Origin of the sequence: Marivirga tractuosa DSM 4126 (genome assembly GCF_000183425.1) — a bacterium.
GTDB lineage: Bacteria > Bacteroidota > Bacteroidia > Cytophagales > Cyclobacteriaceae > Marivirga > Marivirga tractuosa.
In genome coordinates, this window is record NC_014759.1 from 1,487,438 (window position 1) to 1,502,590 (window position 15,153).

Sequence of the window (15,153 nt, forward strand, 5' to 3'; positions counted from 1 at the left end):
GCAGCTTGGTTAACATGTGCAATTTAGGGCCAAGTAGTGACCCTAGTACTGCACCAGTTAAGCAAAATAAGAGGTGCAAAAGTGAGCCTAGTAGTGGGTCAAGTACTGAGCCAAGTAGTGGGCCAAGTAGTGCACCCTTCATTAAACAATACAAACTATATAAACAGTATAAACAATATATATAATGAGCAAGAAATTTTTAAAGAAGAAAAAAAAGGAAAAATTAAAAGCAGCACAAATTCAAGAACTTCAGCTCCAGTCTCGGATTCTGGCAAAAACGCATCATCAAAAGATTCGCGTTTCACACCACCATCAAAAGAAGAATTAAAACCCTTCTTTGAGCAGCAAACTGAAGAGTATTCAATACCGCTTCGCTTCGCTCCCGTGGAGGTCGAGAAATTTTACAATTACTATTCCGCCAAAGGCTGGAAAGTGGGTTCAAAATCACCCATGAAAGATTGGAAAGCAGCAGTCCGAAACTGGCTCTTGAATTTTAAAAAATTCAACAACATCCAAGAAGAAAAAAACGCAGCCGGCAAACTCCACAACGATGAAAATAAAAGCTATGATGTGCCATTGTGAAAATTGATTAATAAAACTGAAAACTAAGGCACTTGCTTAGCATTTGCGCACTACCCCAGAGCGGGCAGGACTGTTAAAATGGCGGGCCTGCTTGTGCAGACAAGCCAGAGTTGGCCTTGTGGGTAGTAGCATCTTTTCACCATGCCTTTTGCTCCTCGTCCGACCACTGGCGGATACTTTTTATCAAGAAAAAGTATGAGGAAGAAAGCACAACAAAAAGATTTAAAAGATGAAAATAGAATTAGTTATTAAAAATGGACAATCAACCTAAAAACTACTCCTCCACCAAATTCCAATTCGAAAAATGCCTTGAATTCCTCCTCAAAGCAGGCCAATCAGAATTCGGTAACCACTTTCAAATCAGTGAGGCCGATCATGAAACCATCTTCAAAATACTAGCCTATTTCTATGAAGACGAAGAGATCTGCAAAAACTACAAAATCTCAACAAGAAAAGGATTACTCCTTACAGGACCAGTAGGCTGCGGCAAAACAACCCTCATGATGCTATTCCGACATTTCCTCCACTCAGTCCATAAATACCCGGTCAAATCAACCAGAGAAATTTCTTACGAATTTCTCGATCATGGCTTTTCCCTAATCAATAAATACTCAAAAGCCCACTTCCAACGCTACCAAGACCAAATGGTGCCTCGCACCCTTTGTCTTGATGATCTAGGCCTAGAATCCACCATCAAACATTTTGGAAATGAAACCAACACAATAGCCGAAATCCTCCTCAACCGTTACAGTCTTTTCACAACCAGAGGAATGATTACACATGCTACAACCAACTTAAATCCTGATGAATTGGAGAATCTCTATGGAAACAGAGTAAGGTCACGAATGAGAGAAATGTTTAATCTCATCTCGTTTAATTCAAAAGACAAAAGAATGTAGCATTGCACAATATACATATCTCTACTCCCTTAAAGCATCATTTTAATCCAATGACATTATTAGGAAGCCTTACTTTCTATTTTTACTTTATCAATAATATCTAGAATATCTTTTTCAATTGGCATGGATTGCAACGGAGGAACATTAGCTCCCCCTGTATTCCCCACAGGAATCCTTCCCACAAAAGATTTCACACCCCCTACAAGTAATCTAGGTATCTGCCCAATAATTTCTTTAGTGCTTTTTATTCTTATGCCAAATTTTAACATCAACCAATGAACTTCGGAATGTTGAAAAGGATAGGGCTGGCCTAAGACATGAGCCCGTTCTAACTGTTGCCAGGCTTTTGGCAATTCTTTTTTATTTAAGTATTCCCTATATAATTCCAATTCTTTGCAGTAATAAATTTTGAGTCTTTCAGGCATTAATGTATTGAAATTCATATCAAAATATTTTTTGAACGAAAATACAGGATAATTCAATGCAGTGGAATTGCAATTATTGGAAAGTAAAAATGCTTTATATTATTTCTTCAAATTGCTCTATGAACAAGTCTAGGCATACGGCCAAAAGTATAATTAAAGTTTGAAATTTTTCAAGCTTACCCACTATTAACAATCCATTTACAACTCAACTAGCGCATTTCCCGCAAATACCCTTTACTACCAAATTCGCCTCTTCTGATATGAATTTTTGTGGTAAACTAATCTCTGGGATTTTATATTTAGGTAGGCAAATGGTCTCATTACATTCCTTGCAATGAAAATGGACATGTAAGTCTCGCTCTAATTCACATTTGCAACCATCTTCACATAATGCATATTTGGGTGCACCTGTACCGTCATCAATGCTATGGACTAGCCCATTTTCCTGAAATGTTTTAAGCGTGCGAAATAAGGTCACTCTATCAGATTTTTCCACCTCCTTTTCCAAATCAGTCAAACTAATGGCAATTTCTTGATCTAGCAAGGCTTCTAAGACCAACAGACGCATAGCCGTTGGTCTAATATTCTTTTCCTGTAAATTCTTTTCCAGTTCCCTTATTTTCATTTCTTGATCTTTAACAATCATCTAACTCACAATTTTCCTCCATGCTTTCAGTTTCAATCGTAATATGATTAACAGATTCATCCTTTAATTCATTACGAGCTTTTTTCTTGATCTCTGAAAGCTCCGATAATCTAAAATCTTCTTTCAATCTTATGTGAATACTCATAATATGATAATTTCCGTCCAAAGACCACACATGGCAATCGTGCACATCTTTAATCTCATCAATCACTTCCAATTTCTTCCGTATTTTATCAATTGATACATCAGAAGGAATTCCTTGCATTACAACGAGCAAACTCTTTTTTAGATTCTTATAGACATTGTATAGCACGAATAAGGATATTAATACAGAAAGTAATGGGTCAATAAATGGAGCATCAAAATACATCATGATAATACTTCCTATAAACACGGCAACCCATCCTAATACATCCTCCAGTAGGTGCAATGAGACTACTTTTTCATTCAGAGATTCACCCTTTCTCAGTTTAAAGACAGCTGCTCCATTCACGATAATGCCCAGTATAGAAAGGTACAGCATTCCTTCCACATTGGTTTCTTCAGGATTGAAAAGACCGGGAATTGCCTTAGTTAAGATAAATATAGAGCCTGCCACTAATACTATGGAATTTATTATAGCACCTAATAGGGAAAATCGTTTATATCCAAACGAAAAGGTCATTGTTCTGCCTTTTTTGGACAATTTTTGAAAATACCAGGATAGGCCCAAGCTCAAGCTATCTCCCAAATCATGTAAGGCATCAGATAAAATAGCCAAACTATTGGTGTACAGCCCACCAATAATTTCAATTATCGTAAATGCGAGGTTGAGGAAGAAGGCTACTTTTACATTGCCTTCAGAATGATCGTGTGAATGTTCGTTATTATTTCCCATAATTATTTTGAAAGATTTAAGATTCTTATTGCGCCTCGAATCACAAAGGTGAAAACTATTCCACCAATTACTAAATCTGGCCATTTACTCTCTAATAAATACACCAGTACACCCGCCAAAATCACACCGCCATTCACAATTATATCATTAGAGGTAAAAATGCTACTCGCTTGCATGTGAGCCTCATTACTTTTTGCTTTATTGATTAGCCAAAGTGTCACTAAATTTCCTGCTAGGGCTAGGATTGAAATTATAATCATCCAGTGAAACAAAGGTGTTCCACTTTCAGTAAAAAATCTTCTCAATACCTCCAAAAAACCTAAAAGAGCCAAGCCCATTTGAAAATAGCCACTTATTTTTGCCACTTTCTTTTTCCTAGCAACAGCAGCACCAACTGCCAATAAACTAAGCCCATAAACAATAGAGTCTGCTAGCATGTCCAAGGAATCAGCAACTAAGCCCATAGAGCTTGAAATCCAGCCTGTAGTCATCTCAATTACAAAAAAGACTAAATTTATTCCTAACACCCACCAAAGTACTTTTCTCTGCTGCGTATGATCAATAATTTCTGGCAAGTCTGCTTCTTGGGTGTTTACTAATTTTTCATTCAGTTGAAGTTCGGCTAGGGCGTTTTGAATGCCATCAATTTCAGCACTATGATATACCTGCAATTGTCGATGGGGAATATCAAATTCAAGCTGCTTAACCTCTTCTAAACTTTCTAGCTTCATTCGAATCATCTGTTCCTCAGAGGCGCAATCCATTTTATGTATTTTAAAAGTGCTCTTATTCATATTTTGTTAAATATTAACTGATACAAAACCGCATGTTCTGAAAATTTTGAAATTCAATCTAATGTCCATGAGAAGCCTTACTTTTATTCATCTCTGAAATCAAATAGTAAGCATCACTCCATGCGACTAGCGCCCCTGCTGGAAGTGGCTCCAGAAGTTTTATCTCAACCCATCCATCTGCCTTCAACCCAGTTCGTATTTCCACAGCTTGAAAAGTCCATTCTGTTTCACCGTCTTTTTGAAGCTTTTCTGCAAGGAAAATATAAGGCTTTCCATCTTCTTCAATAATGGCTTCCTCTGGTAATGCTATGGCTTGCTTATTACTAGTTTCAATTCTAGCATTAATATACATACCGGGGATTAAAAAATTTTCCTTCTGCTCAATTTCTGCATGAACATGTACCGCTTTTGGGTTCTGCTCAAATTTCTTACCCACAGAATAAATTTTAGCAGTCAAATTTGCACCTGGCACTGAAGCAACCGAGAATTTCATTTGTTGGCCTACCTCCACTTTATGAACATCCTTTTCAAACACCATCAAATCCGCATGAACATGTTCTGTATTCACAATCATGAACATTTCAGTTTGAGGCTCAACATATTGGCCGATCTGAACTTTGACTTTTTCTATGTACCCATTTATTGGACTGACAAGAGGTACATATTGATAAATCTCACCCTCCTTTATGCTTTCTATATTTAAACTCAATTGCTTTAATTGAGCTTCATAGCCCTTTATTTCTCCTTTCACAGCTTGATAATTAGCCAAGGTCTGCTGATAATCCTTTCCTGAGCCTACTTCCTCCTCATAAAGGCGCTTTTGTCTTTGCATCTCTTTCTCAAGATACTGGAATTGACTATAAGCTTGTATATAGTTACTTTGAAGATTGCTGAGATTAGGGTGTGACAAGAAAGCCAATACTTCACCTTTTTTAACCTTATCTCCTTCAATCACTTTTATACTTGTTACATTGGCTCCTAATATGCCAGTAACGGTAGCTTCATGCTGTGGAGGAACTTCTAAATGTCCATTTGCCTCTACAATTCCAGATAGGTTGCGGCTAGGCATGGAATCCACCTTTATCTCAAGGCTTTCAAACTTAAGATTGGAAAGATGTAAAACAGACATTCCCGCTTCTTTTTGTCCAGCCTCTTCTGCTGATTTATCCTTTGTTTTATTTTCTATTCCAGTTGATTTACTGCCACAAGCTGTAATTGCTGTTCCGAAAAAGAAGAATACCAGAATATATATAATTTGATTTTTCATTGCTTTATGTTTTATAAATCTGATGATTTTATGACTTATTTTGATGTTTTTAAATAATATTCTAATTGATAGCGACTCTCCAGGTATTTACCGAAAGCATTCCATGAATCCACTTCTATACTTATCGCATCTTTTATATTTTGTAGAAAAGAAACATAGTCAATAGCTCCTTCTCTGTAGGCTGCAATAGCACCTTTTCGCTGTTCAGTAGCAAGAGGCAATGCTTCCTCATTATAATAATTCCATGAATTATACCACTTCAGGTATTGCGATCGAACACGATTATATTCATTATTCAATTCCAACTCAGCCTGCCGGTAATTTTGCTCAGCAATATCCTTTTGAATTTTGGCAGATTGAGATCTACCCAGTTCTGGCCCAAAAAATAATGGGATATTTATCCCTACCTGATAGGTATAAAATCCAGACTGGCCACCAATTTCTTGCCTACCATATTGTCCTTGTAATTTAGGCAGAAACTGTGAGCGCCTCTCTCTTATGACTGCATTTGCAACTTCCACTTCTTGTGCTGAAATATCCAATAATGGATGACTTCTTACTGAATCGGCTACAAAATTGAGTGGCTCGGCTAATCGCTCTGTCGGGATATCGGCAACGGTAAATAGGCTGTCATTAGCAAACCACAAATTCAATCGTTGCAGTGCACTTAAGTAATCTCTGTAGGCTTGCTCTCTTTCAATATGTACTTTGTTGGCCTGATTGGCTGTTGCTAGAAATTCTAACTTAGAAGTAGCTTCTGTTTCCAATCTGATTTTAGCCGCTCTCTCTATATCCCTAAAAACAGAATCAAGTTTATCGTAAACTTCAAACTTATTTTTTGCTACATAAAGCATTCCCCAGGCAGTACTTACTTCGCGCTCCAGCTCAATAATGGATAGCCCAAGTGCTTTTTCTGCTAATACCACCTGTTCCTTTTGAAGGTTTCGCTTAGAGGCCACACCAAAAACATCAATATTTTGCTGTTGAAACCCAATGCTTGTATACACTCCATTGGAACCATTGCCCGCTTCTTCTCTTCCTGTGAAAATCTGAGTATTCCCCAAATCCCAAGCTGTTTTCTTTAGTACTAGTTGCTTTTCAATTTCCAGTTTTGCCGATTTGATTTTAGGATAATTCTCGACCGCCTTTTTCTTAGCCTCATCTAAAGTGATTTCATTAAACGAATCTTGCTGAACACCTTGTGCATGGCCTGAGCTTGACAAACCAAATAATCCTCCACAAATGATAAGTATAATAATAACATTGACACTTGGTGATCTTAGTCCTTTTTTCCTGTCAATTCTTCCTTCAACAAAAGTGTAAAGCACTGGCAATACTACCAGCGTAAGCATCGTGGCAGTAAGCATCCCTCCAATGACTACTGTGGCCAAAGGCCGCTGTACTTCAGCTCCTGCGGAGGCAGAAAATGCCATCGGTAAAAATCCAAAAATATCGGTTGTTGCAGTAAGCATAATTGGTCTGATTCGTTCTTTGGTTCCTGTTAAAATTCGTTCTCTAATACTTGTAACACCTTCTTCTTTCAATGAATTGAACCGATTGATTAATACCAACCCATTCAAAACGGCTACCCCAAATAGTACGATAAAGCCTACCCCTGCTGAAATACTGAAGGGCATATCTCGCAGCCAAAGAGCAAAAACACCCCCAATTGCAGCTAGTGGAATAGCGATATAAATCATAATGGATTGCGAGAAGGATTTTAAGGCAAAGTATAACAGTACAAATATTAAGAAAAGCGCTATTGGGACAACAATCATCAAACGACTTTTTGCCCGCTCCAGATTTTCAAATTCACCGCCATAGCTTATATAATACCCGGGAGGTAAGTCAAGCTCGGCATCCAGCTTAGCTTGAATGTCTTTCACTACAGATTCAACATCTCTGCCTCTTGTATTGACGCCCACATAAGTTCTCCTATAAGTGTCATCGCGTGAAATCTGCATGGGTCCTGGCACATAACTAATGTCTGCTACCTCTTTAATGGGTACTTGCGTACCGTCTGGCAAATCTATATACAGGGTCTGCAAATCCTCTATACTTTGCCTGTAGGCTTCATCAAATCGAATGACTAAATCGAAACGCTTTTCTCCTTCAAAAATCACCCCCGCTACTCCTCCAGCAAAGGCTGAGCTTACATATTCATTCAGCTTTTGAATGTCCAATCCATATTGCGCAATCTTATCGCGATTATAGCGCACTGTCATTTGAGGTAAGCCTGATGTCCGTTCAGGATTAACATCTCCAGCACCAGGCACTGTCTCAATAATTTCAGCCATTTCCTGTACCTTCTTAGCAAGAATATCTAAATCATCACCATATAATTTAACGGCAATATCTTCCCGTACCCCCTCTAGTAATTCGTTGAATCGCAGCTCTACCGGCTGTGTAAAAACAAAATTCACACCTGTAAGATGCGTTTCGAGCTTTTCCTTGATTTTCGCTATCAATTCATTTTTTGTCTTAGCGGAAACCCATTGATCTTTATCTTTTTCCAATATTAAATACATATCAGCTATGTCCATTGGCATGGGGTCTGTTGGTATATCTGCCACACCAATTCGAGCAGTAACGGTTTTAATCTCAGGGAAATTTTCGAGCAAAAGTTCCTCGATTTTAATTGAAACCTTCTTCGATTCGCTAAGCGAACTCCCGGGGCGAACTAATGCCTGCATGGCAATATCCCCTTCGTCCAACTGAGGTACAAATTCGCCTCCCATTTTGGAAAATGTATAACCTGCCACCCCCAGTAAAGCAACGGCAAAGATGATAACCAGCATTTTGAAGCGTAAAGCTCCATTCAATAAAGGGAGGTAAGCATTATGAAAGGCGCTTATGATTTTATCGCTCACCTTTTCTAAGCCTCGCTCAAATCTGCCAAACCAATTCTTTTTATTCTGAATGGGTTTCATTAATAATGCCGACATCATAGGTACGTAAGTCAAGCATAGTAGAATAGCACCCATCATGGCAAAGCCAAAGGTATAAGCCATTGGCTGGAACATTTTACCCTCTACTCCTGTGAGAAATAAAATGGGAGCAAATACAATTAGAATGATGATTTGACCAAAAAATGCTGAGCCCATCATGGTGCTACCAGCATCATAAGCCAAATCATCCATCACGCCCTGATTAAATTTTACTTTACCAGACCTAATCCGCTTTTGTACTTCATAAACAGTTCCTTCAATAATGATGACAGCTCCATCTATGATAATTCCAAAGTCAATGGCTCCCAAACTCATAAGGTTGGCCCAAACACCAAATTGCTTCATCAGAATAAAAGCAAATAGAAGCGAAAGCGGAATAGTAGTGGCGGTGATTATTCCACCTCGTAAACTACCTAACAAGAGCACCAGTGCGAAAATAACGATTAAAGCCCCCTCTATTAAATTGGTTTTAACCGTATCGGTGGTTCTTGAAATCAAATCACTTCTGTCAATAATCGTATTGATGCTTAAACCTTCAGGAAGCGATTTCTCCACTTCTGCCATACGGTCTTTCACATCCTGAATTACCTTATTTGGGTTAGCTCCTTTCAACATCATGATAATTCCACCAACCGCTTCTTTTCCATCCTGCGTGAAAGCACCATAGCGCACTTGGTTTCCGAAATGCACTTTTTCCGCTACATCACCAATAGTGATAGGAATACCGTTTTCCGTCTTCACCGATATCTTACGGATATCATCTAATGATCTAATTAAACCTTCTCCTCGTATGAAGTTAGACATGTGGTTTTTCTCTATGTAGGCACCTCCCGTATTAACATTATTTCTAGCCAGTGCCTCATAAACTTGAGAAATACTTACGTTCATGGCATTAAGCTTTTCAGGATTAATGGCTACTTCATATTGCTTGATATACCCGCCAAAAGAGTTAATATCAACTACTCCCTTCAGTAAGGTTAATTGCCTTTTTACGATCCAATCTTGAATACTTCGAAGCTCCATTGGGGAATATACCGAGTCATAGCCCTCCTCTGGCTGAATGGTATATTCGTAAATTTGACCCAAGCCTGTTGTTATCGGCCCCATACTTGGGCTTCCAAATTTATCAGGGATGGTTTCCTGTAAGTCGTTGAGCTTTTCCTGTACTAATTGCCTAGGCAAATAAGTACCCATCTCATCTTCAAAAACGATGGTTACAACTGAGAGGCCAAACCGTGAAACTGACCTAATTTCATTGACTCCCGGCAAGTTACCCATAGCCAATTCCACAGGGTAAGTCACAAACTGTTCTATATCCTCCGTGGCTAGATTAGGCGAAACGGTCATCACTTGCACCTGATTATTGGTAATATCAGGTACAGAACCCAAATTGACCGTGTACATGGAGTATGTTCCAACTCCTATGAGTGCCATAGTGAGCAGACCCACAATAAATTTATTCTTTATAGAAAAAGAAATGATTTTATTAATCATAAGACTTTTAATTAGTTATTTAAAAAGAGGAAAATGGACACAATCTAATTTGAATGGTCATCTTAGAGACCAACTCAATAGACATCACCAATCCCTATTTAAAGCTTGATGAGGTGTTTATTTCCTTCAATTTTTAATGAATCATTTAGATTTTCCTCAGGCTGAAAGAATAAAAGAATCTTCCAGCTGTTAAGGCTTCTTGGAATTGATCATTCAATCAGTATAGTAGTACTCCTTGGCAATTTCTAAATGCCAATCATTATCAAAAGGGCGCACCTGTCCTGTTGAATAAAGCTTTATAGACGAGGAGGTTTTAGGAAGTCGAAGATTTCAATAGTTCTGAAATCCTGATAATAGAGAGAATAAGAACCTGATAATAGATCAGGATGTGAAAATGGAATTTCTGTTATAGGAAAGAAATGGAGATGGCAGCAATGACATACACAGAGCGGTGAACAAGCATCTTCTTCCTGATTATGCTCATGGCTTTGATTTTCATTTACTAAATCACGATAAGAAGTGATTTCTTGATCATTATTTATTGATTTAGCATCAGAGCAGGGTATCCCGCAAAGCGCAATCAAATAAAAACTCAATATGTAGCATAAAACTTTCACTAAAACAAAGGTAGAGATTAAATCCATGCAAGGCTATTGCATTTATGCAACTAGGCAAATCAAAAATATTTGTAAACCGAAATCAAAGCCGTTTTTGATAAATCACTCTTAACATATTAAAAATTTAACTTCTCCTAATCGAGCTTCCTGCGAAACAAAACGCATTGGTAAATTTTAAACTGAACTTTTAATCTCCTCTGGAACAAGCTCTCTAACTTCTATATAATCAATTCTCAAAATATCCCTTAAAGTGGGGGATAAACTCACACCCCTTACTCAGTCTCCTCCTCGGGAGAAAGATTAAGTATAGATTTCCAGCCATTAGATGCGAGCTAGTCCAATAGCCGAAATCCATCTCAATCGGTACCATTAACTTGAACATTCTTCAATTCTAACGAATAAATGGCGTGCAAAAACAATGATGTCTGATTTAATGTTGATTACCTGTGATTTTCTGATAACACCTTAAATTACCTAGCTTTTGCTTAGTAGCCTACAAAATAATTCGCAAGAAAATGGAGCAATTAGTTAAAGACGAAAAACTTGAATTAAAATATCAACCAGGAAAAGGCGCTTGGACTTACCATATTCAAATTCCGAACACAAAACACATAGTGGGGAAGTGGGGCTCTATGAAGGTTTCAGGGACAATTGACGACTATAAAATAGAGAGTCATAACTTAGCAAAAATAGGAGATCAGGATAAACTCATTTCTATAAATAGCACCATTAGAAAAGCAATCAATAAAAGCGGTGGCGACACGGTAACAGTAACTCTCTATTTACAAACTTCCAATGAGCAAATTACAGAAAAGGAAGTTTTAGAAACTTTCAAAGATTCAGGTGTATTGACAGCATTTAAAAAAATGCCAGAAGAAGAAAGAAATGAAATTATCGGGAAAATAATTCCTTTGAAATCAGAAGACAAGCAAGTAAAAATGATTTTGAAATATATTGACCAACTGAGTAAAAATAATAATTAAGCAGACTCCATTTGATTTGCTTTAATAGGATATTTAAGTACCTAAATCAAATTCATAATCCCTCATTTTACAACCTCCACCTCCTCCAAAACATCCAAACCCTCCAACAACCCGTTAATCTTCCGAACATGATTCTCTACAACCCCTTTATAAAACGCTAATTGCTCTTTATCATCATCAATATTTTCATACTGCTTTTTGAGTCTTTCTAACGCCTCAAACGCTTTTAAAACGGCAGGATCACTAGTCAACTCCTCCACATGAATTTGCCCATATTTAGAAACCAAAAATGTAGGGTAAAACATATTAACAGCAAGATATTCTTTTGGATCAGTGGTAAATAATTCATGAGCGCTTTTAGCACCATGTGCTTTTAAGATTTCAATAGCCTCCAAAAATGATTCCTCCTTCTGTCCAAAAACTTCATAGGCAGAATAATGAAGTGATTCGAGATCATCCAAAACAGTCTCAAAAGTCTCTGGTGTAATGGTATTAGGATTAGCACCCAATTCCAGAAATAATTTTAACCGCTCAGGATCTTCACTTATTGCCAGGGAATACAAACTGGTAACATACTCATCATCATGCTCATTAATATCTGCTCCGGCTTCATTCACCAAATAACGTACTACATCATGATCCAATTTACTATAATAACTTACAGTAGATTGAAAGATAGTTTCCTTATCTGAATTCCGGGCATTAATATCAGCTCCTTGGGCAATCAAAGGTTTTATCCTTTCCATAAAGCCTGGACCTATCTTTAAATTCTCATAGAGCTCATCATTCAGGGCTGAACCAAAGTCATATTGCGGTGATTTGCTTTCTTGATTTTCGAAGATGAATTGATTTAGTTTTAATACTTTATTGACTTGTACAAACTTATACAATTATCAACACTAAGACTAAACCTAAACGTTTAGCCTTCATATAAAATTCATATATTTGAAATCAGTAATTTCAGGATTTAGTCATATCAATCAATTTTTAAATGCCAACACTCAATTGAAAATAAGAGATAAAATCAATGAAAGCTTCAAACTCAAAAAGCAATTCGAACACCTTTTAGAAGTAGCTAAAAAAGCAGTAGAAATGGCAATAGAACAAGATGAAAATGCAGCCTCAGCTTGGATTAACGACCAAACGAAAGACCTTGAATTAAATTAAAAATGAGCAACAACCTTAACCCAAACCAAAGTGAATTCCTCCTCTACGTTTCTCAGGCGGGAGAAGTAAAGGTAGATGTCTTATTACAAGATGAAACCGTTTGGCTTACCCAAAAAGGTATGCAAGAGCTATTCGAAAAAGCCAAATCTACAATATCGGAGCATATTAGTAATGTATTTGAAGAAGGTGAACTGGATGAGAAAGTGGTAGTTCGGGATTTCCGAACTACCAGTCCGCATGGCGCTATCAAAGGGAAAACACAAGAAAACACCGTAAGGTATTATAACTTGGATGTCATCATTTCTGTGGGTTACCGAGTAAAGTCACAGCGTGGTACACAATTCCGTATTTGGGCAACCAAAGTTTTACGTGAATTCATTATCAAAGGCTTTGCTATGGATGACGAACGTTTAAAACAAGGTTCTGCCCAATTTGGTAAAGATTACTTCGATGAGCTGCTAGAACGGATTCGGGAGATTCGAGCAAGTGAAAGAAGATTCTACCAAAAAATCACCGATATCTATGCTCAATGTAGCATTGATTACGATCCTAAAGCAGAAATCTCGCAGACATTCTTCAAAACAGTGCAAAACAAACTCCATTGGGCTATTACGGGTCATACCGCAGCTGAAATTATTAAAGAAAGAGCGGATGCTAAAAAACCGCATATGGGCTTAACCACCTGGAAAAGCGCACCAAAAGGAAAAGTACTTAAAACCGATATAGTAGTAGCCAAGAATTACTTAGAAGAAAAAGAACTCAAAGACCTCAACCGTATAGTCACCATGTATTTAGATTTTGCTGAGCTTCAGGCAGAAAGACAAAACCCTATGAAAATGAGCGATTGGATAAGCAAACTGGATGGCTTTTTACAATTTAATGATTACAAAGTTTTAAAGGATGCCGGTAAAATCTCAGCACAGATAGCCAAACAACTAGCAGAAAAAGAATACCAGAAATTCAGAGTAGACCAAGATAAAAATTTCGAATCTGACTTCGATAAAGAGGTAAAACGCATCACCAAAAAACGGAATAAATAGCATGTAAAACACCTGAGGAAATGCAAAATATTCGAATCAAATCATCCCTTCAAGATTTCAATGAATCAATAGCACCTGTGATTGACCATTTAAAGGAGTTATACAAAAAGGAAATTAGAAGTGACCGGGGATTAAGAAATGCTATCGAGAAAAGAAATACTTTAGATGAACAATTGCAGACTATTTTTACCAAATCATTTTCTGATCCGGATAGTTGGTTATGGAATAATTATGAATCTTATGGCATTGACAAATTTATAGGGTGGCACTATATAGGCAAAGAAGATACTTTTCAAGATAAATGTAATAACATCAATAGAACCTTAAATAACAGGATAGAATTTTTAGATCAATTCTCATCGATACTTCCTCACTTAGATGTCATTCTGAAAAGAGAGCCTTTAATTGACATTGAAAACCCTAATATTGAAGATATTCTTTATCTGATACTTTTCAAATTAAATAATCTAAAAGGAAATAATCTAAATTCTGTCCAGTGGATTTTAGCAGGAAATGGAATTACTCTCCCTAGAGGTGATGATGAATTAAAAGAAATTATTCAAGAGCTTTTAAAGTCTTCTTTCATAACAAACGATTATAAATCATACCAAATTACCATTAAAGGAGAATTGCAACTAGGTAGATGGCAACGATCCAGAGAAAGAAAAACAGTTAAGCAAAGTAAAAATTCCATTGATGAAGTAATAAAAGAACTCAAAATACTGGGCCTTGGTCAAGAAATACTATTTAATGAATTAGAAGAACTCAATGCACTAAGTAAGACCTTAAACCAGAAAAATTGGAAGCAATTGGTGAAAGGAAAAATATTTGATCTCACCTTATCAGAAATCATCAATAAGGAAACAGCTTCTTTCATAGTTTCTAAAATCTTACCAAATGAAGATTTTAAATACTTATTATCAAAAGGCAGTGAGAACTTATGATTTATCAAGTTCAAAGTAAAAAACAAACTGAAGCTCCCAACTAGTACCGGTTACCTATTCAAAATAGTATAATCTAAATTCCACGTTTACCGTTAAGCACAGTTTAGTCAAGAAGGCAACCTTGTCCGCTTGTGCCCATCATTTCAAAAACCTGTAAATTACCCAGGGTGGTAAAAAATTAAATCAAACGCACCAGCCTTTCAATCTCCTTACCTTTTGGGGAAGGATTAAGGAAGGGGCTTTTTGAGATAGAACTAACAATGGAACACCATCAATTTTAAATAGTATTTTTATGCATTCATTATCGCTTTTCAATACTTTTTGCATAAAATCACTAAAGCGTTCTATCATTAAATTGATGCAGAAATCAACTCAATTCCCTCCCTTGGCAAGCGTGGTGATTGTGCCCAAACTACCTTAATTCGGTCAATAATATTGAATAGCTACAATATGCCTTATATCAAAATACT

The 15,153-nt window shown here is 37.0% G+C and carries 14 protein-coding genes; 6 read left to right on the forward strand and 8 right to left on the reverse strand.

Going from position 1 to position 15,153, the window contains the following annotated elements; translation table 11 throughout:
• Window positions 1–81: 81 nt before the first annotated feature.
• Both FTRAC_RS06085 and FTRAC_RS06090 read left to right on the forward strand, forming a co-directional pair.
• The gene (locus FTRAC_RS06085; RefSeq protein ID WP_148230048.1) at window positions 82–582 is read left to right on the forward strand and encodes a hypothetical protein; all 501 of its coding nucleotides are present in this window, start codon (window positions 82–84) and stop codon (window positions 580–582) included.
• Between the two features lie 254 nt (window positions 583–836).
• Window positions 837–1,481, forward strand: coding sequence for an AAA family ATPase (locus tag FTRAC_RS06090; RefSeq protein ID WP_013453352.1), 645 nt, complete (start codon window positions 837–839; stop codon window positions 1,479–1,481).
• Between the two features lie 59 nt (window positions 1,482–1,540).
• On the opposite strand, the gene FTRAC_RS06095 is transcribed toward FTRAC_RS06090, so the two are convergent.
• The 7 genes from FTRAC_RS06095 to FTRAC_RS06125 form a co-directional block, all read right to left on the reverse strand.
• Complete coding sequence (locus tag FTRAC_RS06095; protein ID WP_013453353.1) at window positions 1,541–1,924, reverse strand: DUF3703 domain-containing protein; 384 nt, start codon at window positions 1,922–1,924, stop codon at window positions 1,541–1,543.
• Between the two features lie 187 nt (window positions 1,925–2,111).
• Entirely contained in the window at window positions 2,112–2,552 is a 441-nt protein-coding gene (locus tag FTRAC_RS06100) for a Fur family transcriptional regulator (RefSeq protein WP_013453354.1), read from the reverse strand.
• A complete protein-coding gene (locus FTRAC_RS06105; RefSeq protein ID WP_013453355.1) occupies window positions 2,542–3,429 on the reverse strand; it encodes a cation diffusion facilitator family transporter in 888 nt (295 codons plus the stop codon). The genes FTRAC_RS06100 and FTRAC_RS06105 overlap by 11 nt, the downstream gene beginning before the upstream one ends.
• A 2-nt stretch (window positions 3,430–3,431) precedes the next feature.
• On the reverse strand, window positions 3,432–4,223 hold the full coding sequence (locus FTRAC_RS06110) for a cation transporter (protein ID WP_013453356.1): 792 nt from the start codon (window positions 4,221–4,223) through the stop codon (window positions 3,432–3,434).
• Between the two features lie 58 nt (window positions 4,224–4,281).
• Window positions 4,282–5,490, reverse strand: a complete 1,209-nt coding sequence (locus FTRAC_RS06115) for an efflux RND transporter periplasmic adaptor subunit (protein WP_013453357.1) — start codon at window positions 5,488–5,490, stop codon at window positions 4,282–4,284.
• A gap of 35 nt (window positions 5,491–5,525) precedes the next feature.
• The gene (locus FTRAC_RS06120) at window positions 5,526–9,932 is read right to left on the reverse strand and encodes a CusA/CzcA family heavy metal efflux RND transporter (RefSeq protein WP_013453358.1); all 4,407 of its coding nucleotides are present in this window, start codon (window positions 9,930–9,932) and stop codon (window positions 5,526–5,528) included.
• A gap of 296 nt (window positions 9,933–10,228) precedes the next feature.
• Window positions 10,229–10,576 carry a DUF6660 family protein gene (locus FTRAC_RS06125; protein WP_013453359.1) on the reverse strand — a complete coding sequence of 116 codons (348 nt, stop codon included), beginning with the start codon at window positions 10,574–10,576 and terminating at the stop codon, window positions 10,229–10,231.
• Between the two features lie 488 nt (window positions 10,577–11,064).
• Between FTRAC_RS06125 and FTRAC_RS06130 the strand changes: the two genes are divergently transcribed.
• Entirely contained in the window at window positions 11,065–11,532 is a 468-nt protein-coding gene (locus FTRAC_RS06130) for a DUF1905 domain-containing protein (RefSeq protein WP_013453360.1), read from the forward strand.
• 62 nt (window positions 11,533–11,594) lie between these two features.
• On the opposite strand, the gene FTRAC_RS06135 is transcribed toward FTRAC_RS06130, so the two are convergent.
• Complete coding sequence (locus tag FTRAC_RS06135) at window positions 11,595–12,422, reverse strand: ankyrin repeat domain-containing protein (protein WP_013453361.1); 828 nt, start codon at window positions 12,420–12,422, stop codon at window positions 11,595–11,597.
• Between the two features lie 55 nt (window positions 12,423–12,477).
• Between FTRAC_RS06135 and FTRAC_RS06140 the strand changes: the two genes are divergently transcribed.
• Genes FTRAC_RS06140 through FTRAC_RS06150 form a run of 3 tightly spaced genes read left to right on the forward strand, consistent with a single transcriptional unit; the run spans window position 12,478 to window position 14,683 of the window.
• Window positions 12,478–12,699, forward strand: coding sequence for a hypothetical protein (locus FTRAC_RS06140; RefSeq protein WP_013453362.1), 222 nt, complete (start codon window positions 12,478–12,480; stop codon window positions 12,697–12,699).
• A gap of 2 nt (window positions 12,700–12,701) precedes the next feature.
• On the forward strand, window positions 12,702–13,739 hold the full coding sequence (locus FTRAC_RS06145; RefSeq protein ID WP_013453363.1) for a virulence RhuM family protein: 1,038 nt from the start codon (window positions 12,702–12,704) through the stop codon (window positions 13,737–13,739).
• Between the two features lie 20 nt (window positions 13,740–13,759).
• Entirely contained in the window at window positions 13,760–14,683 is a 924-nt protein-coding gene (locus FTRAC_RS06150; protein ID WP_013453364.1) for a hypothetical protein, read from the forward strand.
• Window positions 14,684–15,153: the final 470 nt, after the last annotated feature.

Excerpts from the sequence above, each read along its gene's own strand:
- FTRAC_RS06090 (WP_013453352.1), top strand. The coding sequence starts at position 837 with ATGGACAATCAACCTAAAAACTACTCCTCCACCAAATTCCAATTCGAA.
- FTRAC_RS06095 (WP_013453353.1), bottom strand. The coding sequence starts at position 1,924 with ATGAATTTCAATACATTAATGCCTGAAAGACTCAAAATTTATTACTGC.
- FTRAC_RS06100 (WP_013453354.1), bottom strand. The coding sequence starts at position 2,552 with ATGATTGTTAAAGATCAAGAAATGAAAATAAGGGAACTGGAAAAGAAT.
- FTRAC_RS06105 (WP_013453355.1), bottom strand. The coding sequence starts at position 3,429 with ATGGGAAATAATAACGAACATTCACACGATCATTCTGAAGGCAATGTA.
- FTRAC_RS06110 (WP_013453356.1), bottom strand. The coding sequence starts at position 4,223 with ATGAATAAGAGCACTTTTAAAATACATAAAATGGATTGCGCCTCTGAG.
- FTRAC_RS06115 (WP_013453357.1), bottom strand. The coding sequence starts at position 5,490 with ATGAAAAATCAAATTATATATATTCTGGTATTCTTCTTTTTCGGAACA.
- FTRAC_RS06120 (WP_013453358.1), bottom strand. The coding sequence starts at position 9,932 with ATGATTAATAAAATCATTTCTTTTTCTATAAAGAATAAATTTATTGTG.
- FTRAC_RS06125 (WP_013453359.1), bottom strand. The coding sequence starts at position 10,576 with ATGGATTTAATCTCTACCTTTGTTTTAGTGAAAGTTTTATGCTACATA.
- FTRAC_RS06130 (WP_013453360.1), top strand. The coding sequence starts at position 11,065 with ATGGAGCAATTAGTTAAAGACGAAAAACTTGAATTAAAATATCAACCA.
- FTRAC_RS06145 (WP_013453363.1), top strand. The coding sequence starts at position 12,702 with ATGAGCAACAACCTTAACCCAAACCAAAGTGAATTCCTCCTCTACGTT.
- FTRAC_RS06150 (WP_013453364.1), top strand. The coding sequence starts at position 13,760 with ATGCAAAATATTCGAATCAAATCATCCCTTCAAGATTTCAATGAATCA.